Source organism: Halobacillus sp. Marseille-P3879 (genome assembly GCF_900240285.1).
In the GTDB taxonomy this organism is placed as follows: domain Bacteria; phylum Bacillota; class Bacilli; order Bacillales; family Halobacillaceae; genus Halobacillus_A.
Map to the genome: position 1 here is coordinate 577,175 of NZ_OESS01000002.1, position 21,985 is coordinate 599,159.

23 protein-coding genes and 1 pseudogene are annotated in these 21,985 nt (G+C 40.3%); all 24 read left to right on the forward strand.

From position 1 onward, the window contains the following. Position 1: 1 nt before the first annotated feature. The 24 genes and pseudogenes from rplS (at position 2) to C1A12_RS10800 (ending at position 21,978) form a co-directional block, all read left to right on the forward strand. Entirely contained in the window at positions 2 to 346 is a 345-nt protein-coding gene (rplS, locus tag C1A12_RS10690) for a 50S ribosomal protein L19 (RefSeq protein WP_101843866.1), read from the forward strand. Positions 347 to 588: 242 nt separating this feature from the next. Next, entirely contained in the window at positions 589 to 1,140 is a 552-nt protein-coding gene (gene lepB / locus C1A12_RS10695; protein ID WP_101843867.1) for a signal peptidase I, read from the forward strand. Positions 1,141 to 1,151: 11 nt separating this feature from the next. After that, positions 1,152 to 1,994 carry a ribosome biogenesis GTPase YlqF gene (ylqF, locus tag C1A12_RS10700; RefSeq protein WP_101843868.1) on the forward strand — a complete coding sequence of 281 codons (843 nt, stop codon included), beginning with the start codon at positions 1,152 to 1,154 and terminating at the stop codon, positions 1,992 to 1,994. Between the two features lie 97 nt (positions 1,995 to 2,091). Continuing rightward, a complete protein-coding gene (locus C1A12_RS10705; RefSeq protein ID WP_235001586.1) occupies positions 2,092 to 2,865 on the forward strand; it encodes a ribonuclease HII in 774 nt (257 codons plus the stop codon). Positions 2,866 to 2,961: 96 nt separating this feature from the next. Then, positions 2,962 to 3,234 (forward strand): hypothetical protein, encoded by a 273-nt coding sequence (locus tag C1A12_RS10710; protein WP_101843869.1) that lies wholly within the window; start codon positions 2,962 to 2,964, stop codon positions 3,232 to 3,234. A 3-nt stretch (positions 3,235 to 3,237) separates the two neighbouring features. After that, a pseudogene (locus C1A12_RS21665) lies at positions 3,238 to 3,378 on the forward strand (EscU/YscU/HrcU family type III secretion system export apparatus switch protein); the annotation flags it as partial. A gap of 133 nt (positions 3,379 to 3,511) precedes the next feature. Continuing rightward, positions 3,512 to 4,672 carry an ADP-forming succinate--CoA ligase subunit beta gene (sucC, locus tag C1A12_RS10715; RefSeq protein WP_101843870.1) on the forward strand — a complete coding sequence of 387 codons (1,161 nt, stop codon included), beginning with the start codon at positions 3,512 to 3,514 and terminating at the stop codon, positions 4,670 to 4,672. Between the two features lie 16 nt (positions 4,673 to 4,688). Next, the gene (sucD, locus tag C1A12_RS10720) at positions 4,689 to 5,591 is read left to right on the forward strand and encodes a succinate--CoA ligase subunit alpha (RefSeq protein WP_101843871.1); all 903 of its coding nucleotides are present in this window, start codon (positions 4,689 to 4,691) and stop codon (positions 5,589 to 5,591) included. A gap of 65 nt (positions 5,592 to 5,656) precedes the next feature. After that, positions 5,657 to 6,535 carry a DNA-processing protein DprA gene (dprA, locus tag C1A12_RS10725; protein ID WP_101843872.1) on the forward strand — a complete coding sequence of 293 codons (879 nt, stop codon included), beginning with the start codon at positions 5,657 to 5,659 and terminating at the stop codon, positions 6,533 to 6,535. Positions 6,536 to 6,693: 158 nt separating this feature from the next. Further along, positions 6,694 to 8,769, forward strand: coding sequence for a type I DNA topoisomerase (topA, locus tag C1A12_RS10730; RefSeq protein WP_101843873.1), 2,076 nt, complete (start codon positions 6,694 to 6,696; stop codon positions 8,767 to 8,769). A 274-nt stretch (positions 8,770 to 9,043) separates the two neighbouring features. Continuing rightward, complete coding sequence (xerC, locus tag C1A12_RS10735; RefSeq protein WP_101843874.1) at positions 9,044 to 9,958, forward strand: tyrosine recombinase XerC; 915 nt, start codon at positions 9,044 to 9,046, stop codon at positions 9,956 to 9,958. A 13-nt stretch (positions 9,959 to 9,971) separates the two neighbouring features. Further along, a complete protein-coding gene (gene hslV, locus C1A12_RS10740) occupies positions 9,972 to 10,517 on the forward strand; it encodes an ATP-dependent protease subunit HslV (RefSeq protein ID WP_101843875.1) in 546 nt (181 codons plus the stop codon). Between the two features lie 13 nt (positions 10,518 to 10,530). Continuing rightward, positions 10,531 to 11,928, forward strand: a complete 1,398-nt coding sequence (gene hslU / locus C1A12_RS10745) for an HslU--HslV peptidase ATPase subunit (protein ID WP_101843876.1) — start codon at positions 10,531 to 10,533, stop codon at positions 11,926 to 11,928. Between the two features lie 23 nt (positions 11,929 to 11,951). After that, positions 11,952 to 12,731, forward strand: coding sequence for a GTP-sensing pleiotropic transcriptional regulator CodY (gene codY, locus C1A12_RS10750; protein ID WP_101843877.1), 780 nt, complete (start codon positions 11,952 to 11,954; stop codon positions 12,729 to 12,731). An 876-nt stretch (positions 12,732 to 13,607) separates the two neighbouring features. Then, entirely contained in the window at positions 13,608 to 14,000 is a 393-nt protein-coding gene (flgB, locus tag C1A12_RS10755) for a flagellar basal body rod protein FlgB (protein ID WP_101843878.1), read from the forward strand. Between the two features lie 3 nt (positions 14,001 to 14,003). After that, complete coding sequence (gene flgC, locus C1A12_RS10760; RefSeq protein ID WP_101843879.1) at positions 14,004 to 14,465, forward strand: flagellar basal body rod protein FlgC; 462 nt, start codon at positions 14,004 to 14,006, stop codon at positions 14,463 to 14,465. Between the two features lie 13 nt (positions 14,466 to 14,478). After that, positions 14,479 to 14,784: a flagellar hook-basal body complex protein FliE gene (fliE, locus tag C1A12_RS10765; RefSeq protein WP_306417001.1), complete on the forward strand. Its 306-nt coding sequence runs from the start codon at positions 14,479 to 14,481 to the stop codon at positions 14,782 to 14,784. Positions 14,785 to 14,844: 60 nt separating this feature from the next. Then, positions 14,845 to 16,440 carry a flagellar basal-body MS-ring/collar protein FliF gene (gene fliF / locus C1A12_RS10770; RefSeq protein WP_101843880.1) on the forward strand — a complete coding sequence of 532 codons (1,596 nt, stop codon included), beginning with the start codon at positions 14,845 to 14,847 and terminating at the stop codon, positions 16,438 to 16,440. A gap of 15 nt (positions 16,441 to 16,455) precedes the next feature. Further along, a complete protein-coding gene (gene fliG / locus C1A12_RS10775; protein ID WP_101843881.1) occupies positions 16,456 to 17,469 on the forward strand; it encodes a flagellar motor switch protein FliG in 1,014 nt (337 codons plus the stop codon). After that, positions 17,462 to 18,199, forward strand: coding sequence for a flagellar assembly protein FliH (fliH, locus tag C1A12_RS10780; RefSeq protein ID WP_159462181.1), 738 nt, complete (start codon positions 17,462 to 17,464; stop codon positions 18,197 to 18,199). The genes fliG and fliH overlap by 8 nt, the downstream gene beginning before the upstream one ends. Continuing rightward, positions 18,192 to 19,502 carry a flagellar protein export ATPase FliI gene (gene fliI / locus C1A12_RS10785; protein WP_101843883.1) on the forward strand — a complete coding sequence of 437 codons (1,311 nt, stop codon included), beginning with the start codon at positions 18,192 to 18,194 and terminating at the stop codon, positions 19,500 to 19,502. Before fliH ends, fliI begins: the two co-directional genes overlap by 8 nt. An 11-nt stretch (positions 19,503 to 19,513) precedes the next feature. After that, positions 19,514 to 19,963 carry a flagellar export protein FliJ gene (gene fliJ, locus C1A12_RS10790; protein WP_101843884.1) on the forward strand — a complete coding sequence of 150 codons (450 nt, stop codon included), beginning with the start codon at positions 19,514 to 19,516 and terminating at the stop codon, positions 19,961 to 19,963. A 4-nt stretch (positions 19,964 to 19,967) separates the two neighbouring features. Further along, positions 19,968 to 20,546, forward strand: a complete 579-nt coding sequence (locus C1A12_RS10795) for a MotE family protein (RefSeq protein ID WP_101843885.1) — start codon at positions 19,968 to 19,970, stop codon at positions 20,544 to 20,546. Between the two features lie 37 nt (positions 20,547 to 20,583). Next, entirely contained in the window at positions 20,584 to 21,978 is a 1,395-nt protein-coding gene (locus tag C1A12_RS10800; RefSeq protein WP_235001611.1) for a flagellar hook-length control protein FliK, read from the forward strand. Positions 21,979 to 21,985 lie beyond the last annotated feature (7 nt).

Sequence of the window (21,985 nt, forward strand, 5' to 3'; positions counted from 1 at the left end):
AATGCAACAACTAATTCATGACATTACGAAGGAACAGCTTCGTACAGACCACCCTAACTTCCGTCCAGGTGATACTGTTAAAGTACACGTGAAGGTTGTCGAGGGTAACCGTGAACGTATTCAGGTGTTCGAAGGTGTTGTAATTAAGCGCCAAAACGGTGGGATCAGCGAAACATTTACAGTACGTAAGATTTCTTACGGTGTAGGTGTAGAGCGTACATTCCCGTTACATTCACCACGTATTGCTAAGATTGAGCGTTCTCGTCGTGGTAAAGTACGTCAAGCTAAGCTGTACTACTTGCGTAACCTGCGAGGTAAAGCTGCTCGTATTAAAGAAATTATCTAATTTAGCGAAAAGGAGCTTGCATCGTCAAGCTCCTTTTTTCTAAATTCTCAGCTATACTTTTACAATCTGTGGGAAGTCTGACTTATCGCAGGATGTGTCTTCCAAGACTTTTGCGCATTTGTAATTGTCTTGCTGCGCCTTTTAGAAACTCGTAACATAAGAAGCCTGCTTCTTTTTTGCGGTTTGTTTATGATCTCGTGTGTCGGCAGATGTTAGCGCATTTCTTGAAAAGGATTGATTTTATGAAGAAGAAGCAGTGGTTAGAATGGATAAAGGCTTTCGCGATTGCTGCTGTTCTGGCTGTGATTATCAGAGTATTTTTATTTGCTCCTGTAGTCGTTGAAGGACCTTCCATGTCACCCAATTTACATAATGGAGACCATTTGATCGTCAGTAAAATTAATTACTCGCTTGGAGAGCCTGATCGATTTGATATAGCGGTATTTCATGCAACCGATCAGCAGGATTATATTAAGCGTGTGATTGGTCTGCCTGGAGAAGAGGTAGCTGTGCAGGGGGACGAGCTTTATATAGATGGTGAGAAGGTTGAAGAACCGTATTTAGAGAACCAGAAACAATCGCTTCCTGAAGGGGAGCACTTAACTGAAAATTTTACAATTGAGGAACTTCCAGGCGGACATGACACTGTCCCCGAAGACACTGTACTGGTTCTGGGAGACAATCGTAATAATTCAACAGACAGCCGTTCTATTGGGATGGTACCTTACGATCAATTAGTAGGAGAAGGTATATTTTCCTACTGGCCGCTTAATCGTATAGGTCTGCTAGACTGAGGAGGAATATCATGACAATTCAGTGGTACCCGGGGCATATGGCCAAAGCAAAAAGAGAAGCAGAAGAAAAACTAAAATTAGTTGATTTTGTAATTGAATTAGTCGACGCAAGAGCTCCTTTTTCTTCAGAAAATCCATCGCTGCATTTATTACTGCAAAATAAGCCGAAATTGGTAGTTATGATGAAAAAAGACCTGGCAGATCCTTCGTTAACTGATCACTGGATCAATTATTATGCTGAACAGAATGTTACGGCCATAGCTATCGAAGCTAATAATAAGAAGGATATACAACGAGTCATTCAGGCTGGTAAGGATCTCGGCAGGGAGAAAATGGAAAAGTTAAAGGCTAAAGGGATAAGACCGCGTCCATTGAGAGCAATGATTCTTGGCATTCCCAACGTTGGTAAATCTACGTTAATTAACCGGCTGGCTAATAAGAAGACGGCTGAGACGGGAGATAAACCAGGAGTTACAAAGAAACAGCAATGGATTAAAGTGAAAAAGGACTTTGAGCTTCTTGATACGCCGGGGATCTTATGGCCTAAATTTGAAGATGAAGAAATTGGGTATCGATTAGCCGCAATAGGTACGATTAAGGACACCATCTTACCTAAAGAGGATGTAGCTGCTTATATTCTTGATTACGTCAGCAGCCACTATCCTGATTTATTAGAACAAAGGTATGGTTTTTCTTCCTACGATGATATTATGGAAGCTTTTGAACAAATCGGCCGCAAGCGGGGTTGTCTTGAAACCGGCGGGGTCGTTAATTATGAGAAAACAGCTGATATTATCCTCCAGGACCTCCGCACAGGAAAACTTGGGTTAATCAGCTTCGAACAACCTGAATAATGGAAGAAAAACGCAATGATAGCTTTATATTCAATTGCGTTTTTCTTATTTATTTCTATTTACGAATGCCGATATAAAGTATGATGGAGTGAAAGTTTTGAATTCAAACAGTACGATTAAAGAAATTAAATTAAGGTTCGATTCAGGAAATTTAACAGAGGAAGAACTACAGGCTTACAGGGAAGATGAACGAATAGGTATTCAAAAACTGGTCGCCCGGCATGATCGACAGATTCAGGCAAAGAAAAAGTTGAAACTGCGTTTTGAAGAAATGAAGAGTTATGAATACTATTATAAAGCAAAAGGTAAAAAATTTATTGCAGGGATAGATGAAGCTGGAAGAGGCCCGCTGGCAGGACCTGTAGTAGCAGCAGCAGTTATTCTTCCGGATGACTTCTTTTTAGAGGGACTTAATGATTCAAAGCAATTACCTTTACATAAACGAGAAGAATATTATGATTTTATTCAAGCACATGCCCGTATCGGAGTGGGGATAGTTTCAAATTTGGAAATTGACCAAATTAATATTTATCGTGCAACTAAGCTAGCTATGCAGAGGTCAGTTGAGCAGCTTGGTGTTAAGCCGGATCAACTATTAATTGATGCCATGAGACTAGGAGAACTGTCATGCGAGCAGGAATCGATAGTTAAAGGGGACCAGAGAAGTGTTTCTATTGCGGCAGCCAGTATTATCGCTAAAGTAACAAGAGATAGCATTATGAAAAACCTCGCAGAAGAATATCCCCATTATCACTTTGAGTCGAATCAAGGGTATGGAACGAAAAGTCATCTGGATGCCTTAGGCGAACACGGCATTACCCCCTATCATCGCAAGAGCTTTGCGCCTGTAAGAGAAAGGATCGGTTCATAGGAGGCATAAGAAAGTGAGTTCTACAATTACTGCTTTATTTCAATCATTCAATCAAATGGCGAAAGAGACCAGGTTACTTTAAAGGAAGGCCAGTATGTGACTGGAAAAGTGGTTAACATGCTGCCCAAAAAACAGGCGATTGTTCAAATTGGAAACCAGAAGTTAAGAGCTCAGTTAGATGCTTCTTTAACAAGTGGAGAACATTATTTAATGCAGGTAAAGCAAATAAACAATAACTCTGTACTAAAAGTAATATCAGATAGGCCTTTAAGTTCTACCGAAAATATCATTAAAGTGCTTAAAGCCGTTGACAAGAGCCCTACTGCACTAAACATATCTATGGTACAGCAATTGATTAACAGGGGATAGGGGATTCCCGTTCAAAAGGATTCAAGCTTGGTAGAGCTGCTGTCAGAATTAAACATAGATGAACAGATTCCCGAGGAACTTTACCACGTAGTAGTAGAAGTATTTGCGTTTATCTATCAATCCGATCAGAATGTAAAGAAATGAATCTATAAGTTTACATAATTAAGTGTCGGTAAACTAATTTGAAAATTTCGACAGAAAAAAAGGTTAGTGTGGACAATTGTTGAGGTTTTTTTATACAATGATAATGCAGTGAAATTTGATGGGAGGATGAAACATGAATATTCATGAGTATCAAGGAAAACAAATTATGAGCGATTTTGGCGTTCCAGTGCCAAAAGGCCATGTGGCATATTCTGTAGATGAGGCTGTTGAAGCAGCTAAAAAGCTAAATAGCAGTGTCACTGTAGTAAAAGCACAAATCCACGCAGGCGGACGGGGAAAAGCCGGTGGAGTTAAGATTGCAAAGAATCTTGATGAAGTGCGTACATACGCTGAAGAAATACTGGGGAAAACGCTTGTAACCCATCAGACCGGCCCTGAAGGTAAAGAAGTAAAGCGCTTACTAATTGAAGAAGGCTGCGATATTAAAAGTGAGTACTACATCGGTTTAGTATTAGATCGTGCCACTAGTAAAGTAACGATGATGGCTTCAGAAGAAGGCGGTACAGAAATTGAAGAAGTAGCAGAAAAAACGCCTGAGAAGATCTTTAAAGAAGTTATCGATCCTGTAACAGGCCTAACGCCTTTCCAGGCACGCCGCTTAGCATTTAATATTAACATTCCAAAAGAAGCACTAGGAAAAGCGGTTAAATTTATGCTCGGACTTTATGACGTTTTCGTACAAAAGGATTGTTCTATTGCAGAAATCAACCCGCTCGTTACAACAGGAGACGGAGAGGTTCTTGCATTAGACTCTAAATTAAACTTTGATGATAACGCATTGTACCGTCAAAAGGATGTTGCTGAACTTCGTGACTTGGATGAAGAGGATCCAAAAGAAATTGAAGCATCTAAATATGACTTAAGTTACATTGCACTTGACGGAAACATCGGGTGCATGGTTAACGGTGCAGGGCTTGCTATGGCCACTATGGATACGATTAAGCACTATAAAGGGGATCCTGCCAACTTCCTGGATGTTGGAGGCGGAGCAACGACAGAAAAAGTAACGGAAGCGTTCAAAATTATTTTGTCAGATGATAATGTAAAAGGGATTTTCGTTAATATCTTCGGCGGAATTATGAAATGTGACATTATTGCAGAAGGTGTAGTTGAGGCAACGAAACAAATTGGGTTGACACTTCCTTTAGTTGTAAGACTTGAGGGGACAAACGTAGAAGCCGGTAAGAAGATTCTTGATGAATCCGGATTAAATATTACTTCAGCAGATTCCATGGCAAACGGTGCACAAAAAATCGTAGAACTAGTGAAGTAGAAAGGCGGGGAATAGAATGAGTGTATATATTAATAAAGATACAAAAGTGATTGTGCAAGGGATTACTGGATCAACAGCCCTTTTTCATACAAAGCAAATGGTTGAATATGGAACAAATATCGTCGGCGGGGTTACACCTGGTAAAGGCGGAACAGAAGTAGAAGGCATCCCGGTTTTCAATACTGTATCTGAAGCGGTTGAGAAAACGGGAGCAACAGCCTCTGTTATTTATGTGCCTGCGCCATTTGCTGCAGATGCCATTATGGAAGCAACGGATGCAGAGATGGACCTGGCGATTTGTATTACAGAGCATATCCCTGTACTGGATATGGTTAAAGTGAAGCGCTATATGGAAGGCAAAAAGACACGCCTGGTAGGACCTAACTGCCCTGGGGTCATCACACCTGATGAATGTAAAATTGGAATCATGCCGGGCTATATCCATAAAAAAGGTCACATTGGTGTTGTCTCCCGTTCAGGTACATTAACCTATGAAGCTGTTCACCAGCTGTCGGAAGCAGGACTTGGTCAGTCTACTGCTGTAGGGATTGGCGGAGACCCTGTAAACGGTACTGACTTTATTGATGTACTCAAAGCATTTAATGAAGATGACGATACGAAAGCAGTCATTATGATAGGGGAAATAGGTGGTACAGCCGAAGAAGAAGCAGCTGAATGGGTAAAAGCCAATATGGATAAGCCGGTCGTAGGCTTTATCGGTGGCCGTACAGCACCTCCTGGAAAACGTATGGGGCATGCCGGTGCCATTATCTCTGGTGGTAAAGGTACAGCTGACGAAAAGATCCGTGTTATGAATGAATGCGGCATTGAGGTTGCGGATACTCCTTCTGTTATGGGGGAAACTTTAATAGACGTATTGAAAAAAGAGAACCTCTTTGACACTTGTAAAACTCATTAATTCTCAAAAAACCGTGCCTTTATAAGGCACGGTTTACTAATACCCTAATGAAATGAGGACGAGTAATGAAGACGTTAAAAGACAATTTAATTATCCTGCATGAATGCCCTGATGTATCACGTTCAATATTGAGAAAAGTATTAAAAACTGAACATTTACTTGCTTCCATTTATAAGATTTCCACTGCAGAATTTGCAGATGCTGTCCAAATCCCTTATTCAAAATCTACAAAGATTTATCATTTTATGACAAACACTAATATAATGAAGAAACTCGACAAAAACCGTAAGAAATACCACTATATCACCTGGTTTGACAAAGAGTATCCAACTTCTTTACGAACCATCCCTGATCCTCCATTAGTTCTCTACGCTTCAGGTAATCCCTCTCTTCTTCTTCATCCATTAAATATTAGTATAGTCGGTACTAGAACTCCTTCAAACTATGCGTTTCCCGCTATGAACAAAATCCTTCCTCCCCTTGTCAAAGCTGGTTTTTCTATTGTTAGTGGAATGGCTATGGGTATAGATCAATATGCTCATCAAATAGCACTGTCGAATCAAGGGAAAACGATCGCTGTAATAGGGTCGGGGTTTAACCATCTATATCCTAAAAATAATCTCAATTTGTTTGAGCATTTAACCAAACATCAAATAGTGGTAAGTGAATATCCCCCGGACACCCCTCCGAGAAAGTATCACTTTCCAGAGAGAAACCGCATTATATCAGGGCTTTCAGAAGCTACTCTGGTGGTCGAAGCCCGTTTGAGAAGTGGATCTTTAATTACAGTAGACCAGGCATTGGAACAGGGGCGTGATGTGTACGCTTTTCCAGGACCCATCGGCTCGTTAACAAGTGAAGGGTGTCACCACATTATTCAACAGGGGGCCAAACTAGTTCAAAGTTATGAGGACATTATATCCGCTTACTGTGTGAAAAATTAAAATTTTAAAAAAAGCAGGCTGATAAAGGGATAAAAGCCATGAAGGAAAGAATAATTTAATAATGGAAGTTTGACAAACGGTTTCATTCTATTTAATAATAGGGAAGATTTGTGATATATATAAATAAATACAGAAAAACCTCTATGGGAGGAAACTACATGGCAGATTATCTCGTAATCGTTGAATCACCTGCTAAAGCAAAAACGATTGAACGATACCTTGGAAAAAAATACAAAGTTAAAGCGTCCTTAGGACACGTAAGAGACTTACCAAGAAGCCAAATGGGTGTGGACGTCGAAAACGAATTCGAACCTAAATACATTACAATACGCGGGAAAGGCCCTGTGTTAAAAGAATTAAAAACAGCTGCAAAAAAAGCTAAACGTGTTTACCTGGCTGCCGACCCCGACCGCGAAGGGGAAGCTATTGCCTGGCACCTGGCACACAGCCTGAACATAGACCATAAATCTGAATGCAGAGTTGTATTTAATGAGATCACTAAAGATGCAATCAAAGATTCATTTAAGCAGCCTCGTACCATTGATTCAGATTTAGTAGATGCGCAGCAAGCGAGAAGAATTCTCGATAGGCTGGTCGGATACAATATTAGTCCGATACTGTGGAAAAAAGTTAAAAAAGGTTTAAGCGCAGGACGTGTACAGTCCGTCGCTGTAAAAATTATTATTGACCGGGAAAATGAAATTAAAAATTTTAAACCTGAAGAATACTGGACGATTGATGGAGATTTCTTAAAGGATAAAGAAAGTTTTGAAGGATCGTTCTATGGAATAGACGGCGAGAAAAAAGAACTTAAAACAGAAGATGATGTAAAAAAAATTCAGGAGCAGATGAAGGGCGATGAGTTTACGATTGAGAAAGTGAATAAGAGGGAAAGAAGAAGGAATCCCTCTCAGCCTTTTACTACATCTTCCTTACAGCAGGAAGCTGCCCGCAAACTCAATTTCAGAGCAAAGAAAACGATGATGGTTGCGCAGCAGCTGTATGAAGGAATTGATCTAAAAGGGAAACAAGGGATTACCGGGCTTATCACTTACATGCGTACTGATTCAACTCGACTTTCTAATTCTGCTAAAGAAGATGCCAAGAATTATATCCAGGAGAACTTTGGGAGCGAATATCTTTCAAAAAATAAAACCGAGAAAAAACAAGGCGGGGCCCAGGATGCACACGAGGCCATCCGGCCAACTGGAGCAGACCGAGACCCTAAAGCTATGAAAAGTTTATTGTCGCGCGATCAGTATCGACTTTACAAATTAATATGGGACCGATTTATTGCAAGTCAGATGGCGCCGGCTGTCCTGGATACGATGACGGTTCACCTTTATAATCACGGGGTGGAGTTCAGGGCTACAGGGTCAAAGGTGAAATTTAAAGGATTTATGAAAGTGTATGTCGAAGGCCGTGATGATAACAAGAAAGAAAAAGATAAACTGCTTCCGCATCTAGAAGAAGGGATGACAGTAAAGGCGGAGGCTATTAAACCGAATCAGCACTTCACCCAGCCGCCGCCGCGTTACACAGAAGCACGTCTAGTGAGAACGCTCGAGGAGCTTGGAATCGGCCGTCCTTCTACCTATGCTCCAACCCTTGATACGATTCAGCGAAGAGGGTACGTAGCTCTTGATAACAAAAGGTTTGTACCTACAGAATTGGGTGAAATCGTACTTGAGCAGCTGAAAGAGTATTTTCCTGAGATAATTGACGTCGCTTTCACAAAGGATATGGAAGATGATCTTGACTCCATTGAAGAGGGAAAGCAGGATTGGGTCTCGATCATTTCACAATTTTATCAAGGCTTCCAGCCGCGGCTCGAAAAAGCAGAGCAGGAAATGGAGCATATAGAAATCAAAGATGAACCTGCTGGTATAGACTGTGAGAAGTGCGGTCATGAAATGGTATATAAGATGGGACGTTATGGAAAATTCCTTGCGTGTTCCAATTTTCCGGATTGTCGCAATACAAAGCCGATATTAAAGAAAATCGATGTTACATGTCCAAGATGTAAAAAAGGCGAAGTAGTTGAACGAAAAAGTAAGAAAAACCGGAAATTCTTTGGTTGTGAAAGGTATCCTGAATGCGAATTTATTTCCTGGGATAAGCCCATTTCAAGACCTTGTCCGAAATGTGAATCCCTGCTCGTTGAAAAAAAATCGAAAAAGGGAACTCAAATTCAGTGTACAGAGTGTGATTATAAAGAAGAACCGCAATCGTAACGATAAAAAACCTGCGCTGTCTTTAAGCCGCAGGTTTTCTTCGTTCATTTTTAACTAAATTGTTTGACACACCTTACCAAGGGGGCTATAATTACGGTTTGGTAAGGATATATACTTGACAGTAATTATTTGTAATTGTTTATTTTTCACTTCCATAGACGTATAATAAAAGGGATAAATCTGAAACAATTCAGAATTTTATTACAATTTTGTTAAATGAATTGTTATTATAGTGAATAGTGTGGTAAAATTTAGACGCTTTGTGAGGTGAAATATGAACGACAATCAAATCGAACACCAAAAGAGCTTATTCATCGAGTATTTGCAGATTGAAAAGAATGTCAGTTCTTTAACCGTTACAAATTACAAAGAAGACTTAACTCATTTTTTGAAATTTTTGCAGGCGGAATCTATAGACTCGTTACAACAAGTGGATTACGCTGTGATAAGAGTATACTTATCTATGCTTCACGACCAGCAGTTGTCCAGAAGAAGTATTTCAAGGAAACTCTCCTGCTTAAGAAGCTTTTACAGGTTCCTGGAGCGGGAAAAGCTGGTGGAAGCTAATCCTTTCTTAAACATAAGAATGCCTAAAACTCAAAACCCGATTCCGCAATTCTTCTATGAAGAAGAACTTAAATATTTATTTGAAGTCAGCGATGTAACCACTCCCCTGGGAAAACGCAACCAGGCTCTCATTGAATTACTTTATGGCACAGGGATGAGGGTAAGTGAATGTGAGCAGTTAAACATTGAAGATATCGATTTCTCTTTATCAACTCTTCTGGTCAGGGGCAAGGGGCGGAAAGAAAGGTATGTACCCTTTGGACAATTTGCTTTTGAAGCTTTGAACGATTACTTAAATAATGGCCGTTCAAACCTTTCTAGTCATAAAACAGAAGGATCACACCGCGTATTTTTAAATGCGAGAGGCGGTCCGCTGACAGCCAGAGGTATCCGTACGATCTTGAGTAAAATGGTAGAAGACGCTGCTCTGACAGTGGATATTCATCCTCACAAACTCAGGCATACTTTCGCAACACATCTACTTAATGAAGGAGCAGATCTACGTTCTGTCCAGGAACTGCTTGGACACGAGCATTTGTCTTCAACGCAGATATATACGCACGTCACGAAGGATCGACTTCGTCATGTTTACATGAATAGTCATCCTCGCGCTAATAAATGATGAGGTGATGGGAATGGATCGTCAATTTCATGCAACGACTATATTCGCTGTGCAGCACAACGGAAAGGCTGCGATGAGCGGTGACGGACAGGTTACACTTGGAAACCAGGTTGTCATGAAGCATAAAGCTGTAAAAGTACGCAAACTTTACAACGATCAAGTTTTAGCGGGTTTTGCCGGTTCAGTAGCAGATGCCTTTACTCTTTTTGAGAAGTTTGAAGCCAAATTGGAAGCTTATGATGGAAACTTAGCACGGGCTTCAGTTGAATTGGCAAAAGAATGGCGGAGTGACCAGGTTTTAAGGAAGCTGGAGGCCATGTTAATCGTTATGAACACTGAGAAGATGTTCTTAGTTTCAGGAACTGGCGAAGTTATAGAACCAGATGACGGTATACTTGCAATAGGATCTGGAGGAAACTATGCACTAAGTGCCGGCCGTGCCTTAAAAAGGTATTCCCCCGAACAGTCAGCTGAAGGGATCGCACAAGCTGCTTTAGAAATAGCAGGCGAAATTTGTGTGTTCACGAATAACCAAATTACGTTAGAGGTATTGGAATAGGAGGTTTTTTATCGTGTCCATGAATTTAACACCTAAACAAATTGTCGAGCGGCTTGACCAATATATAATTGGTCAAACTGATGCGAAACGTTCTGTAGCTGTCGCTTTAAGAAATAGATATCGACGTATGCAGTTAACCGATGATCTGAAAAATGAAGTGGTCCCTAAAAATATCTTAATGATGGGACCGACAGGGGTGGGTAAAACCGAGGTTGCCAGGAGACTGGCTAATCTTGTCGGGGCACCTTTCGTAAAAGTGGAAGCAACCAAGTTTACCGAAGTCGGCTATGTAGGCCGTGATGTAGAGTCTATGGTTCGGGACCTTGTGGAGATGGCAGTTCGAATGGTTAAAGAAGAGAAAATGGAAGCCGTTAAAGATCGTGCTGAGGAACAAGCGAATAAACGGTTGGTAAAGCTATTAGTGCCATCCAGGAAGAAGCAGGGAAATACGATGAAAAATCCATTTGAAATGCTTTTTCAACAAGGAGATCAAGAAACTTATCAATCCGAACAAAGTGATGAAGATAGTGATACAGAATCAAAAAGAAGCCGGATAAAGCATCAGCTTGAACTCGGTGAATTAGAAGACCATATGGTTACAGTAGAAATTGAGGAATCTCAGTCTTCTATGTTTGATATGCTCCAGGGTTCGGGAATGGAGCAGATGGGTATGAATATGCAGGATGCATTTAGTCAGTTTATGCCAAAGAAAAAGAAAAAGAGAAAACTCCCTGTTTCTAAAGCGCGTAAGGTTTTAACACAGGAAGAAGCACAAAAACTAGTGGATATGGATGAGGTAGGTCAGGAAGCGGTAGAAAAGACTGAACAATCGGGAATGATCTTTATTGATGAGATTGATAAAGTAGCTGCAAAAGGTGAGAATCAGGCGAACGTTTCCAGAGAAGGTGTACAAAGAGATATCCTTCCGATTATCGAAGGCTCAACCATCGCGACTAAATATGGGCCAGTTTCTACCAACCATATTCTATTTATAGCAGCAGGTGCTTTTCATATGGCAAAGCCTTCTGATCTTATCCCCGAATTACAAGGACGTTTCCCGATCAGGGTAGAACTGAAAAAACTAACTGTAGAAGATTTTAGAAGTATTTTAGTAGAGCCATCTAACGCCTTGTTGAAACAATATACTGCACTTCTTGAAACAGAAGGTATAAAGGTTGAATTTTCTGACGAAGCTATAACTAGACTTGCTGAAATCGCATATGAAGTTAATCAGGAGACCGATAATATTGGTGCCCGCCGTCTGCACACCATTTTAGAGAAGCTTCTGGAAGATTTATCGTTTGAAGCTCCAGATGTAACACTTGAAACAATAGAAATAACACCTCAATATGTAGAAAGTAAACTATCTACAATTGTTAAAAACAGAGATTTGAGCAGATTCATACTTTAGAACCTATAAGGAGGAAATGAACAATGGAATTATTAAACCGTGCAAGAAGGATTAACGCCATGCTTCAAAAAACAACAGGGAAATCGGTGGATTTCAATGATATGTCAGCCACTTTGAGAGATGTAATTGGTGCAAATACATTTGTATTAAGCCGTAGGGGAAAACTATTAGGCTTTGCTATTAAACAAGAGATTGAGAATGAGCGAATGAAAGCTATGCTTTCTGAAAGACGTTTTCCACAGGAATACACTCAAAATCTTTTTAATATTCAGGAAACCACTCCCAACCTGAATATAGAAAGCGAATATACAGCTTTTCCGATTGAAAACAAAGAGTTGTTCGAAGAAGGTCTTACCACTATTGTCCCTATTATTGGGGGAGGACAGCGCCTGGGAACTTTGATTCTCAGTCGACTGAATGAAAGTTTTAATGAAGATGATCTTCTTCTTGCTGAATACGGTGCCACAGTAGTAGGTATGGAAATTCTTCATGAGAAAACAGAAGAGATTGAACAGGAAGCCCGTAATAAAGCTGTAGTTCAAATGGCAATTAGTTCTTTGTCTTATAGTGAATTAGAAGCAATTGAACATATTTTTGAAGAACTAGAAGGAAACGAGGGGCTTCTTGTAGCTAGTAAGATCGCGGACAGAGTCGGCATTACCCGTTCTGTTATCGTTAACGCCCTTCGTAAGCTGGAAAGTGCGGGAGTGATTGAATCACGTTCGCTGGGTATGAAGGGAACATACATCAAAGTATTAAATAACAATTTCCTGGTCGAATTACAAAAGCTTCGGACCAATTAATTAAAAAAAAGCTCCCTTAATCAGGAGCTGATCAAGCTGTCGAGAAAAAGTCTCGGCAGCTTGATTTTTTTCTTTCGTACTAATTATTCCCTGCCGATAGGTTACTCCTTTTTATCTTAAAAAGGTATTGAGGAAATGACGAGAGCTTTGTGGGGTGAGCCCCTGAAGGTCAAAGCCTTAAGAGACTTAAACGTCCACGCATAGCGGCACCCTGTGTTTTTAAGATGAAAAGCCCTCTAAATTTTTAATCCATGAGGTATGATAAGGCTTGATAGGAAAAAAGTAAAGGCTAGGACAAAACTGAATAAATCATAAAAATAATCCGAATGATTCTGTAGGAATCAGTTCGGATTATTTATGTTAATGAGAATTCACACCATCGCTCCGTCAAAATTCTTCGCTTTTAAGTGGGCACGGCCTTAAGCTTCCTCGAAAAGCAAAGAGCGCTTTCCTTCGGGATCTTCAGCTCGCGTTATTCCCACAGGAGTCTGCATATTTTGACTACGCTAATGATCTGCGTTTATACGAATATTTTTTTACTGCTTTACTTATCCAAGTCCCTTTTTATAATGAAGCAGAATTGTATGGCAGATATGTATTTTGTCAAAGCGGATATTCTTTAAGAGGCACTTTTTTAAATATAATTAAAAATCAGATTTAATTTACCTGGTAATTGTGTAATAATGTTCTTTATAGTAGTTGTTTCGACAAATAGTAATAAAGTGCGACTGTTTGCGACTTTATTACTAGGTCCAAAGTATTGATTATTCATTAAAACCAAAAATAACAATATTATAATGGACACTTTACCAATCTTTTCTTAAAATATAGTTTGGTCGTATGTCAAATGATGTCTAAAAATGGAGGGAAAAAAGAATGAATTTGTTCAATGATACCTTTTCCACGTTAGAAAGCTCTTTAAACATGGCAGCTAAAAAAAATTCGGCCATATCTGACAACATATCAAATGTTGACACTCCTGGTTATAAAGCAAAGGATGTGGCGTTTAAAGACGTACTAAACGGAGAGATGAAAGGTCTGCAGACGGCCAGGACAGATGAACGTCATTTACCTTTTGAGAAGAAGTCAACGGGAAACATAATTACAACCCGTAAAGAGGGGACTACTTACAATCATAATGGCAATAACGTTGATATTGATAAAGAAATGAATGAGCTTGCAAAAAATCAAATTCAATATCAAGCGTTAGTAGACAGAATGAGCGGAAAGTTCAGCAGCCTTAAAAGCGTAATTCAAGGAGGGAATTAAGTAATGAGTATTTTTAGTTCAATTAATTCCAGTGCCAGTGGTTTAACTGCTCAGCGGCTTAGGATGGATACGGCTTCCTCTAACATGGCGAATGCAAACTCTACCCGGGCTGTATTAAATGAGGATGGTGAATGGGAGCCCTACCAAAGAAAAATGGTTAACTTCCAACCAAAAGACCAGTCCTTTGGTTCATATCTGGAAAAAGCACGGGAAGCCGGCTCTTCTGCAGGAAAAGGCGGCGTAAAGGCTACTGAGATTGAAGATGATGAAACACCATTTAAACAAGTTTATAACCCCAGTCACCCTGATGCGGACGATGAAGGATATGTAGAAATGCCGAATGTAGACCCACTGAAAGAGACGGTGGATATGATGAGTGCGACCCGCTCTTATGAAGCAAACGTAACAGCTTTAAATGCATCTAAAGGCATGCTTATGAAGGCTATGGAAATCGGTAAACAATAAGGAGGTTATTTTTTTGATTAATAATATTCCAATTTCTTCCAATCACATTCAGCCACCTGAACATACTTCTACTAAGTTAGGAAGCCCGGCGGAAGCCCACTCTCAATTTTCCGCTCATCTTAAAGATGCAGTAGAAAATGTCAATCAAACGAATAAAACTTCCGATGAAATGACGCAAGATTTAGCAAACGGTGAAGTAGATGATCTGCATGAAGTGATGATCGCATCTGAAAAAGCCAGCATCACCACTCAAACTTCAGTAGAAATTAGAAATAAAGTAGTAGATGCATATAAGGAAATTATGAGAATGCAAGTATAAAGATATTGTTTCTAGGTGCTATACATATTCTCGAATCTTCTGCTTTTTGTGGGGGCAATTATGAAAGAAAAAATAAGAAACTATAAAAGAAAATTAACTTCTTTCTGGGCAGAACGGAGTAAAAAACAAAAAAGCTTATTAATCGGGGCTGCTTTAGCCTTGATTCTTTTGTTATCTGTTGCAAGTTTATTTGCGACCAGCTCTAATATGGTTCCACTTTATCGTGACCTATCTCTGCAGGAAGTAGGTCAAGTGAAAGAAGAACTGGATGCCCGGGGCATATCTTATGACCTGGATTCCGGCGGGACAACAATACATGTTCCTGAGGCTCAGGCCGAATCGCTTCTCGTAGATTTAGCAGCCTCAGGGATTCCGGACAGTGGAAGCATTGATTACAGTTTTTTTAGTGATAATGTTTCATGGGGGATGACAGATAACGAGTTTGATGTCATTAAACTGGATGCGATGCAGTCTGAACTGGCCGGCCTAATGAGCGGAATATCAGGAATTGATAATGCAGACGTCATGATCAACGTTCCTGAAGAGGACGTGTTTGTAGCCGATTCAGAACAAGCGGCCACAGCATCCATTGTCCTAACAGTGTCACCCGGTCACAATATTCAAAATGAACAAGTTGAAACTCTATATAATTTAGCTTCCAAGTCAGTTCCAAACCTCTCTAAAGAAGATATCGTCATTATGGATCAAAATTTCAACTATTTTGACACAAATAATTCAGAAAATGGAAATAATTCAGATGCCTATACATATCAGCAAGGCGTAAAAGAGGACATAGAACGAGATATACAGCAACGAATACAAAAAATGCTCAGCCCTATGGTTGGTCAAAATAAAGTGGTTGCTTCTGTAACTGCTGACATCGACTTCACTCAGGAAAATCGTACAGAAGAACTTGTGGAGCCGGTAGATGAAGAGACTATGGAAGGCTTGCCAATTAGTGTCGAGAAAATAGAAGAAGCATATGAAGACGGCTCACCAGAAGGCGGTACGGCCGGCACAGGCGATGAGGACGTTACGAACTATGAAGCAGAAGATGCTGAAGGCAGTGGAGATTATGAAATGTCTAAAGAGACGGTCAACAACGAATTCAACCGGATTCATCGCAATATTAAAGAAAGTCCATATAAAGTCAGAGATTTAGGAATTCAAGTAGCTGTCGACTCGACCAAAAGTGAAAATGAACAAGGTGAAGTCGAAGTACTTTCACAGCAGGAACAGAACACGGTCGAAGAAAGTATTCAATCAATGATTGATTCTATGATTACAACTTCAATAGATGGAAGTTATGGTGAGGATATAAATGCCGAAGAGAAGGCCTCCATTGTATTTCAGGAGTTTGAGGGGACTCAACAGGCAACCCCTGAATCTGAAGGAATTCCGTTATGGATTTACGCTTTAGGTGGTTTGCTTCTATTACTCGTCATAATTTTTATATGGAAGCTATTTAGTCGTCGAAAAGAAGAGGAAGAAGAACTCGTTTTTGAAGAGATTGTAGATGAGCAGCCGGCAGCTGTACCGGATATAGAAGAACAGGAAAATGAATCTACTTTAAAAAGAAAACAGCTTGAACGCATGGCTAAAGATAAACCTGAAGACTTTGCAAAGCTATTGCGTTCATGGATCGCAGAAGATTAAAGGGGGGTAACCTAAATGGCCTATCAAAATGCAGGGTTATCAGGAAAGCAGAAGGCAGCCCTTCTGCTCATCTCTCTTGGCCCTGATGTAGCTGCTCAAATCTATAAACATTTAACTGAAGAAGAAATGGAAAAGTTAACCTTAGAAATTTCGGCTGTACAAAAGGTTGATGCAAAGCAGAAAGAAGAGATTTTAGAACAATTTCACCAAATTGCTCTCGCTCAGGATTACATTTCTCAAGGCGGGATCGGCTATGCAAAAACAGTACTTGAGAAAGCGCTTGGAGAGCAGGAAGCATCCAATATACTTGGCAGGTTGACCTCTTCTCTCCAGGTAAAACCATTTGATTTTGCAAAGAAATCAGATCCGAATCAGATCTTGAACTTTATACAAAATGAACATCCTCAAACCATTGCCCTGGTTTTGTCTTATTTAGATGCCGCCCAATCCGGGCAGATTCTATCTGAACTGCCTCAAGAATTACAGGCAGATGTGGCTAGAAGAATTGCAACAATGGATTCGACTTCACCAGAAATTATCAGTCAGGTCGAAAGTATTCTAGAAAAAAAATTATCTGCAACTGTAACAAACGATTATACGGAAACCGGAGGCATCCAGGCAGTCGTGGAAGTTTTAAATGGAGTGGACCGCAGTACGGAACGTACTATTTTAGATGCATTGGAAATTCAGGATCCTGAGCTTGCTGAGGAAATTAAGAAGCGGATGTTTGTATTTGAAGATATTGTTATATTGGATAACCGTGCGATTCAACGTGTTATACGCGAAGTGGAAAACTATGATCTCCGTCTTTCCTTGAAGGTATCCAGCGATGAAGTAAAAGACCTGGTATTTAGTAACATGTCTGAAAGAATGTCTGAAACCTTTAAGGAAGAAATGGAAATCATGGGACCTGTACGACTTCGGGATGTAGAAGAGGCACAGACCAGGGTAGTATCAACAATACGCAGACTGGAAGATATAGGTGAGATCGTTATTGCTAGAGGCGGAGGAGATGACATCATTGTTTAATAATAAACGGGTCATTCAAATCCGGCCGTTCCCTCTTTCTAATTCAGAGGAAGAGGAGAAGCCGACAGGTGAGAAAGAGGCGAAGGCTGAGCACTTAATCCAAAAGGCAGAAGATAAGGTGATTGAAGCCCAGACCAAAGCGGAGGATATCCTGCAGCAGGCGAGACAAACTGTTGAGCAAGAGAAAAGAGAGTGGAGTAAGGAAAAAGCGCATTTAAGAAAACAGGCAGAGGAAGAAGGCTTTAGTGCAGGATTTAATCAAGGGGAGGAACAAGGTTTTCAAACGTTCCACGATAAAATAAGTGAAGCCAATCAATTGCTTGAATTAGCTCGGCAAGATTACCTTGCTAAGATCAGTGCCACCGAAGAAGCTATTCTGGATATAGCAGTTGAGTGTGCGGAAAAAATCCTTAACAAAGAGTTAGAGCAAGATAAAAGCTCTCTTTTTAATGTCATTAAGAAAGCCGTTGAGGAAGTCCAAGAACAACCGGTTATTAGCGTCTTTGTTCATCCGGAAATCTATCCTTTGATTCACTCGCAGAAATCCGAGCTTGAAGCTATTACTGATTGCCATGCTGCACTTCAAATAATTATAAAGGATACGGTGGAGAAAAACGGGTGTATTATAGAATCTCCATTCGGGCAGATAAACGCGGGTATAGAATCCCAATTACAAGAATTAAGAGAAAAGCTCTTTCAGCTCGCGCAAGAGGAGAGAGCGGATGAATAAAGATTTGTATTTAAAGTCAATCCAGAAGTTTGATACATACAAAAGATTTGGGAAAGTGACCAGGGTTGTAGGGCTTATGATAGAGTCTAAAGGTCCTGAAGCAAGCATAGGGGATTTGTGTTACATCCATGCCCACACTCATGGAAGGACCAGGAAAATTGCAGCTGAAGTAGTAGGGTTTCAGGAAGAGAATCTATTACTTATGCCTCTTTCTGACTTAAAGGAGATTGGGCCAGGGAGTTTAGTAGAAGCGACTAAAGAACCACTGCAAATAAAAGCAGGTACAGGGTTAGTTGGACAAGTGATTAACCCCTTAGGCGAAATGATGGACGGTACATGTCTGCCTAAAGGTTTAAAAAACTATCCGACTGAACAAGCTCCACCCAATCCTTTGAAACGACCGACGATCTCTGAACCAATTCAGGTAGGTGTTAAAGCAATTGATAGTTTATTAACCGTCGGTGAAGGGCAAAGAATTGGAATTTTTGCCGGAAGCGGAGTAGGAAAAAGCACCTTGCTTGGAATGATGTCTCGCAACAGCTCAGCAGACGTAAATGTCATTGCCCTTATAGGGGAACGGGGGAGAGAAGTCAGGGAATTTATTGAAAATGATTTAGGAGAAGAAGGGTTAAAACGATCTATTGTTGTAGTAGCTACTTCTGATCAGCCGGCATTGATGAGAGTTAAGGGAGCTTATACTGCGACAGCCATAAGTGAATACTTTCGTGAACGTGGCTTCAACGTAAATCTATTAATGGATTCTATCACGAGATTCGCAATGGCTCAGCGTGAAATAGGATTAGCGACAGGTGAACCTCCTACTACTAAAGGTTATACTCCTTCTGTCTTTGCTGCATTACCTAAGCTGCTCGAACGTACAGGAAAAAGTCATAATGGTTCTATTACAGCCTATTATACCGTTCTTGTCGATGGGGATGATTTAAACGAACCGATCTCAGACACGGTTCGGGGAATACTGGATGGCCACATCATCCTGGATCGAAAGCTTGCTGAGCAGGGTCAATTTCCAGCTATTAACGTATTGAAGTCAATAAGTCGTGTAATGAACCAGGTTGTGGACGATAATCATAAACAAGCGGCTGAGAGGTTGCGAAAACTACTGGCTGTATATGAAGAAAATAGTGAACTTATACAAATAGGTGCATACAAAAGAGGAAGCAGCAGGGAAATTGATGAAGCTATTCAATATCATCCTTCTATTATTAAGTTTCTAAAGCAAGGTGTAAACGAGAAATCAAGTTTTGAGCAATCGATCAACAGTCTTTTACAACTGCTGGTTTAGGAGGTTACTTTATGACGTCCTTGGATACTTTTTATAAAATAAAAGATTTCCAGGAAATGAAGAAGAAGGAAAAACAGAAAGTTTATCAGGAACATATTGAGCACTTTGAAACTGTGGCAACGAAAATGTATGAACTGCTAAAAAGAAAAGAGATTGCCGACGCTCGATTTGACAAAGATATTAATAAAAAGTCATTAAAAGTTGAAGCCTTTATTAATCACCAACGGTTCGTTGAACAGCTGGAGCTGCAAATTGAAGAATTGCAGAGCGTTGTGCACAAAGCCAGGAGTGACATGGAGTCAGCACATGAGAAGCTCTCTTCAGCTCACATAGAAGTTAAAAAGTATGAAAGTCTAATAGAACGCAGACTTCGATACCACGATGCCCATGTAAAAGCAGAAGAAAACAAATCAATGGATGAATTATCAAACCGGCAATTTTTAAATTATAAAAACAGGTGATGGTATGCCAAAAGAAAAGAAAAACAATAAAAATCGGGTTCAATCTTTTTTTCTCTTAATTTTTGTTCCGGCTGTTTTCACTTTGACGCTGTTAACGATCGTTCTTTCTTTTATGGGGGTAAACGTATTACAAAAAGCGGAAGCTGCGGCGGGTCACCTGCCTGTAATATCTCAATGGGTCTCAGCTTCGGAGGAGGAAAGTGTAAGCAGCTCAAAGGAACAGCTTGAAAGGACAATCGAAAAGAACAACTCTGAAATACAACAATTAGAAGCAGAAAATAAGGACAAAGACGCAACTATTGAAGAACTCAATCAGAGTATTGAGGAGTTGGAAATGCAGCTTGAAAAGTCCTCTGAAGATGAGGAAACGGAGGAAGATGACCCTGACCAGACTAGTGAGACGGCACGCGCTTTCCAGGAGATGGATGAGAAGGAAGCCGCGCCTATTATTGAGAATATGAATGAAAACCTGGCAGTATCGCTGCTTGAAAAGGTTAAGAGTGACCAGCGAGGAGCAATATTAGGGATGATGGATCCAGAGAAAGCTGCTGAATTGACAAGTTTAATGACCTCAACGAATTAAGAATGAAACTTTGTGAAAGGAGGTGAAAAAGTTGGAAATGATGGCACAGATGTTCTCTTCTATGCCGAAAAGCATCGATTCCCGGTTTTCTGGTGCTTCCACAAAGAAAACTGAAGCCCCTGCATTTGCTGAGACATTCAGAGGATTATTGGAAAAGCAGCCGGAAGGACCAATTAGTTTTAAAGAATTTATGAGCAATATGAAGAAATCACTTGAAGCGATGGGGCTTTCTTTTACTGAGGAAGAAGTTGAGCTGGATTCGGAGCAGTTAAAAAATGTTATTTCTGAACTGGAAACTGAAAATGCGGGATTATGGATGGAAGAAGGCGTCCCAGGGCATATCCAGGCTTTGTTTGAAAATAGTGAAGAGAAGTTGGCGGAATTAGATGAAACAAACAAAACAGTTTTAATGGAGAACTTCCAGAAGCTTACAGAAGGTCTACAGTTAGCAACAGAAGGAACGGGGGAAGTGAAGGAGTCACTCACCCAGCTGATGCTCCTCACAGGTGACACGAATGGACAATCTGTAAAGAAGCCATCTCTAGAAGGCCCGCTCTTAAATGAGATGAAAGAAATATGGTCAAAGTTTGAAAAAATCTCTACTCAGTTGACTTCTCTCAGACAGGAGAATGGGGGAGTTCTTCTTGAAGATATCGATCAGAAGATGAGTACAGAGCTGAAACAAGTATTAGAACAAGTTAGTAAGCTTGCCGGTCAGACAAAGGACGGGAAGGCTTTTCAAGATACACTGGTGCAGATTAGTAGGAATGGAAGTAGTGAACAACAGCAGCTTTTTGCTCATTTAATTAAGAACTACTCGGATCGTAAGTCTGTACCATCAGGTTATTACCAGCAAACAAGAAACAGGGACATAGCTAAGTGGGCTGCTCAGACTTTATCAAGGAACATAACCAATGACCAAAAGAGCATTACACATGGGGGTGGGTTTCAATCTGTGATGAGTAATGTCGAACAATATGTGCTCCATGTGAACCAGAATCAATCCCAGGGAGTCCCTGGCAGCCAATTTATGGAGCAATTTGAGCAATTGATTAAATCAAGCCGTTTATTCCGAAATGGCCAATCTGAGATGAACATTCGCCTGAAGCCTCAGCATTTAGGTGACATGAACATTAAGATTTTGCAGATGAATGGAGAAATGACTGTGAAAATAACGGTTACCACCCAGGCGGCAAAAGACATATTGGAAAACAACGTAAATCAATTAAGGCATATGTTTTCTCCACAGCAAGTGGTCGTAGACAAAAGTGATATAGCTTCTGGAGAGCAGTTCTTTTCTCAGGAAGAAAAAGAAGCGGGAGGATTTAAAGATCAGCAACCTTCTCAAAGTGAGGATGACCACGATGCAGAAGATTCTTCAGAGGAAGAGACGGTGTCTTTTAAAGAACTTTTAGTAAATGAACAAGTGTAGGTGATAG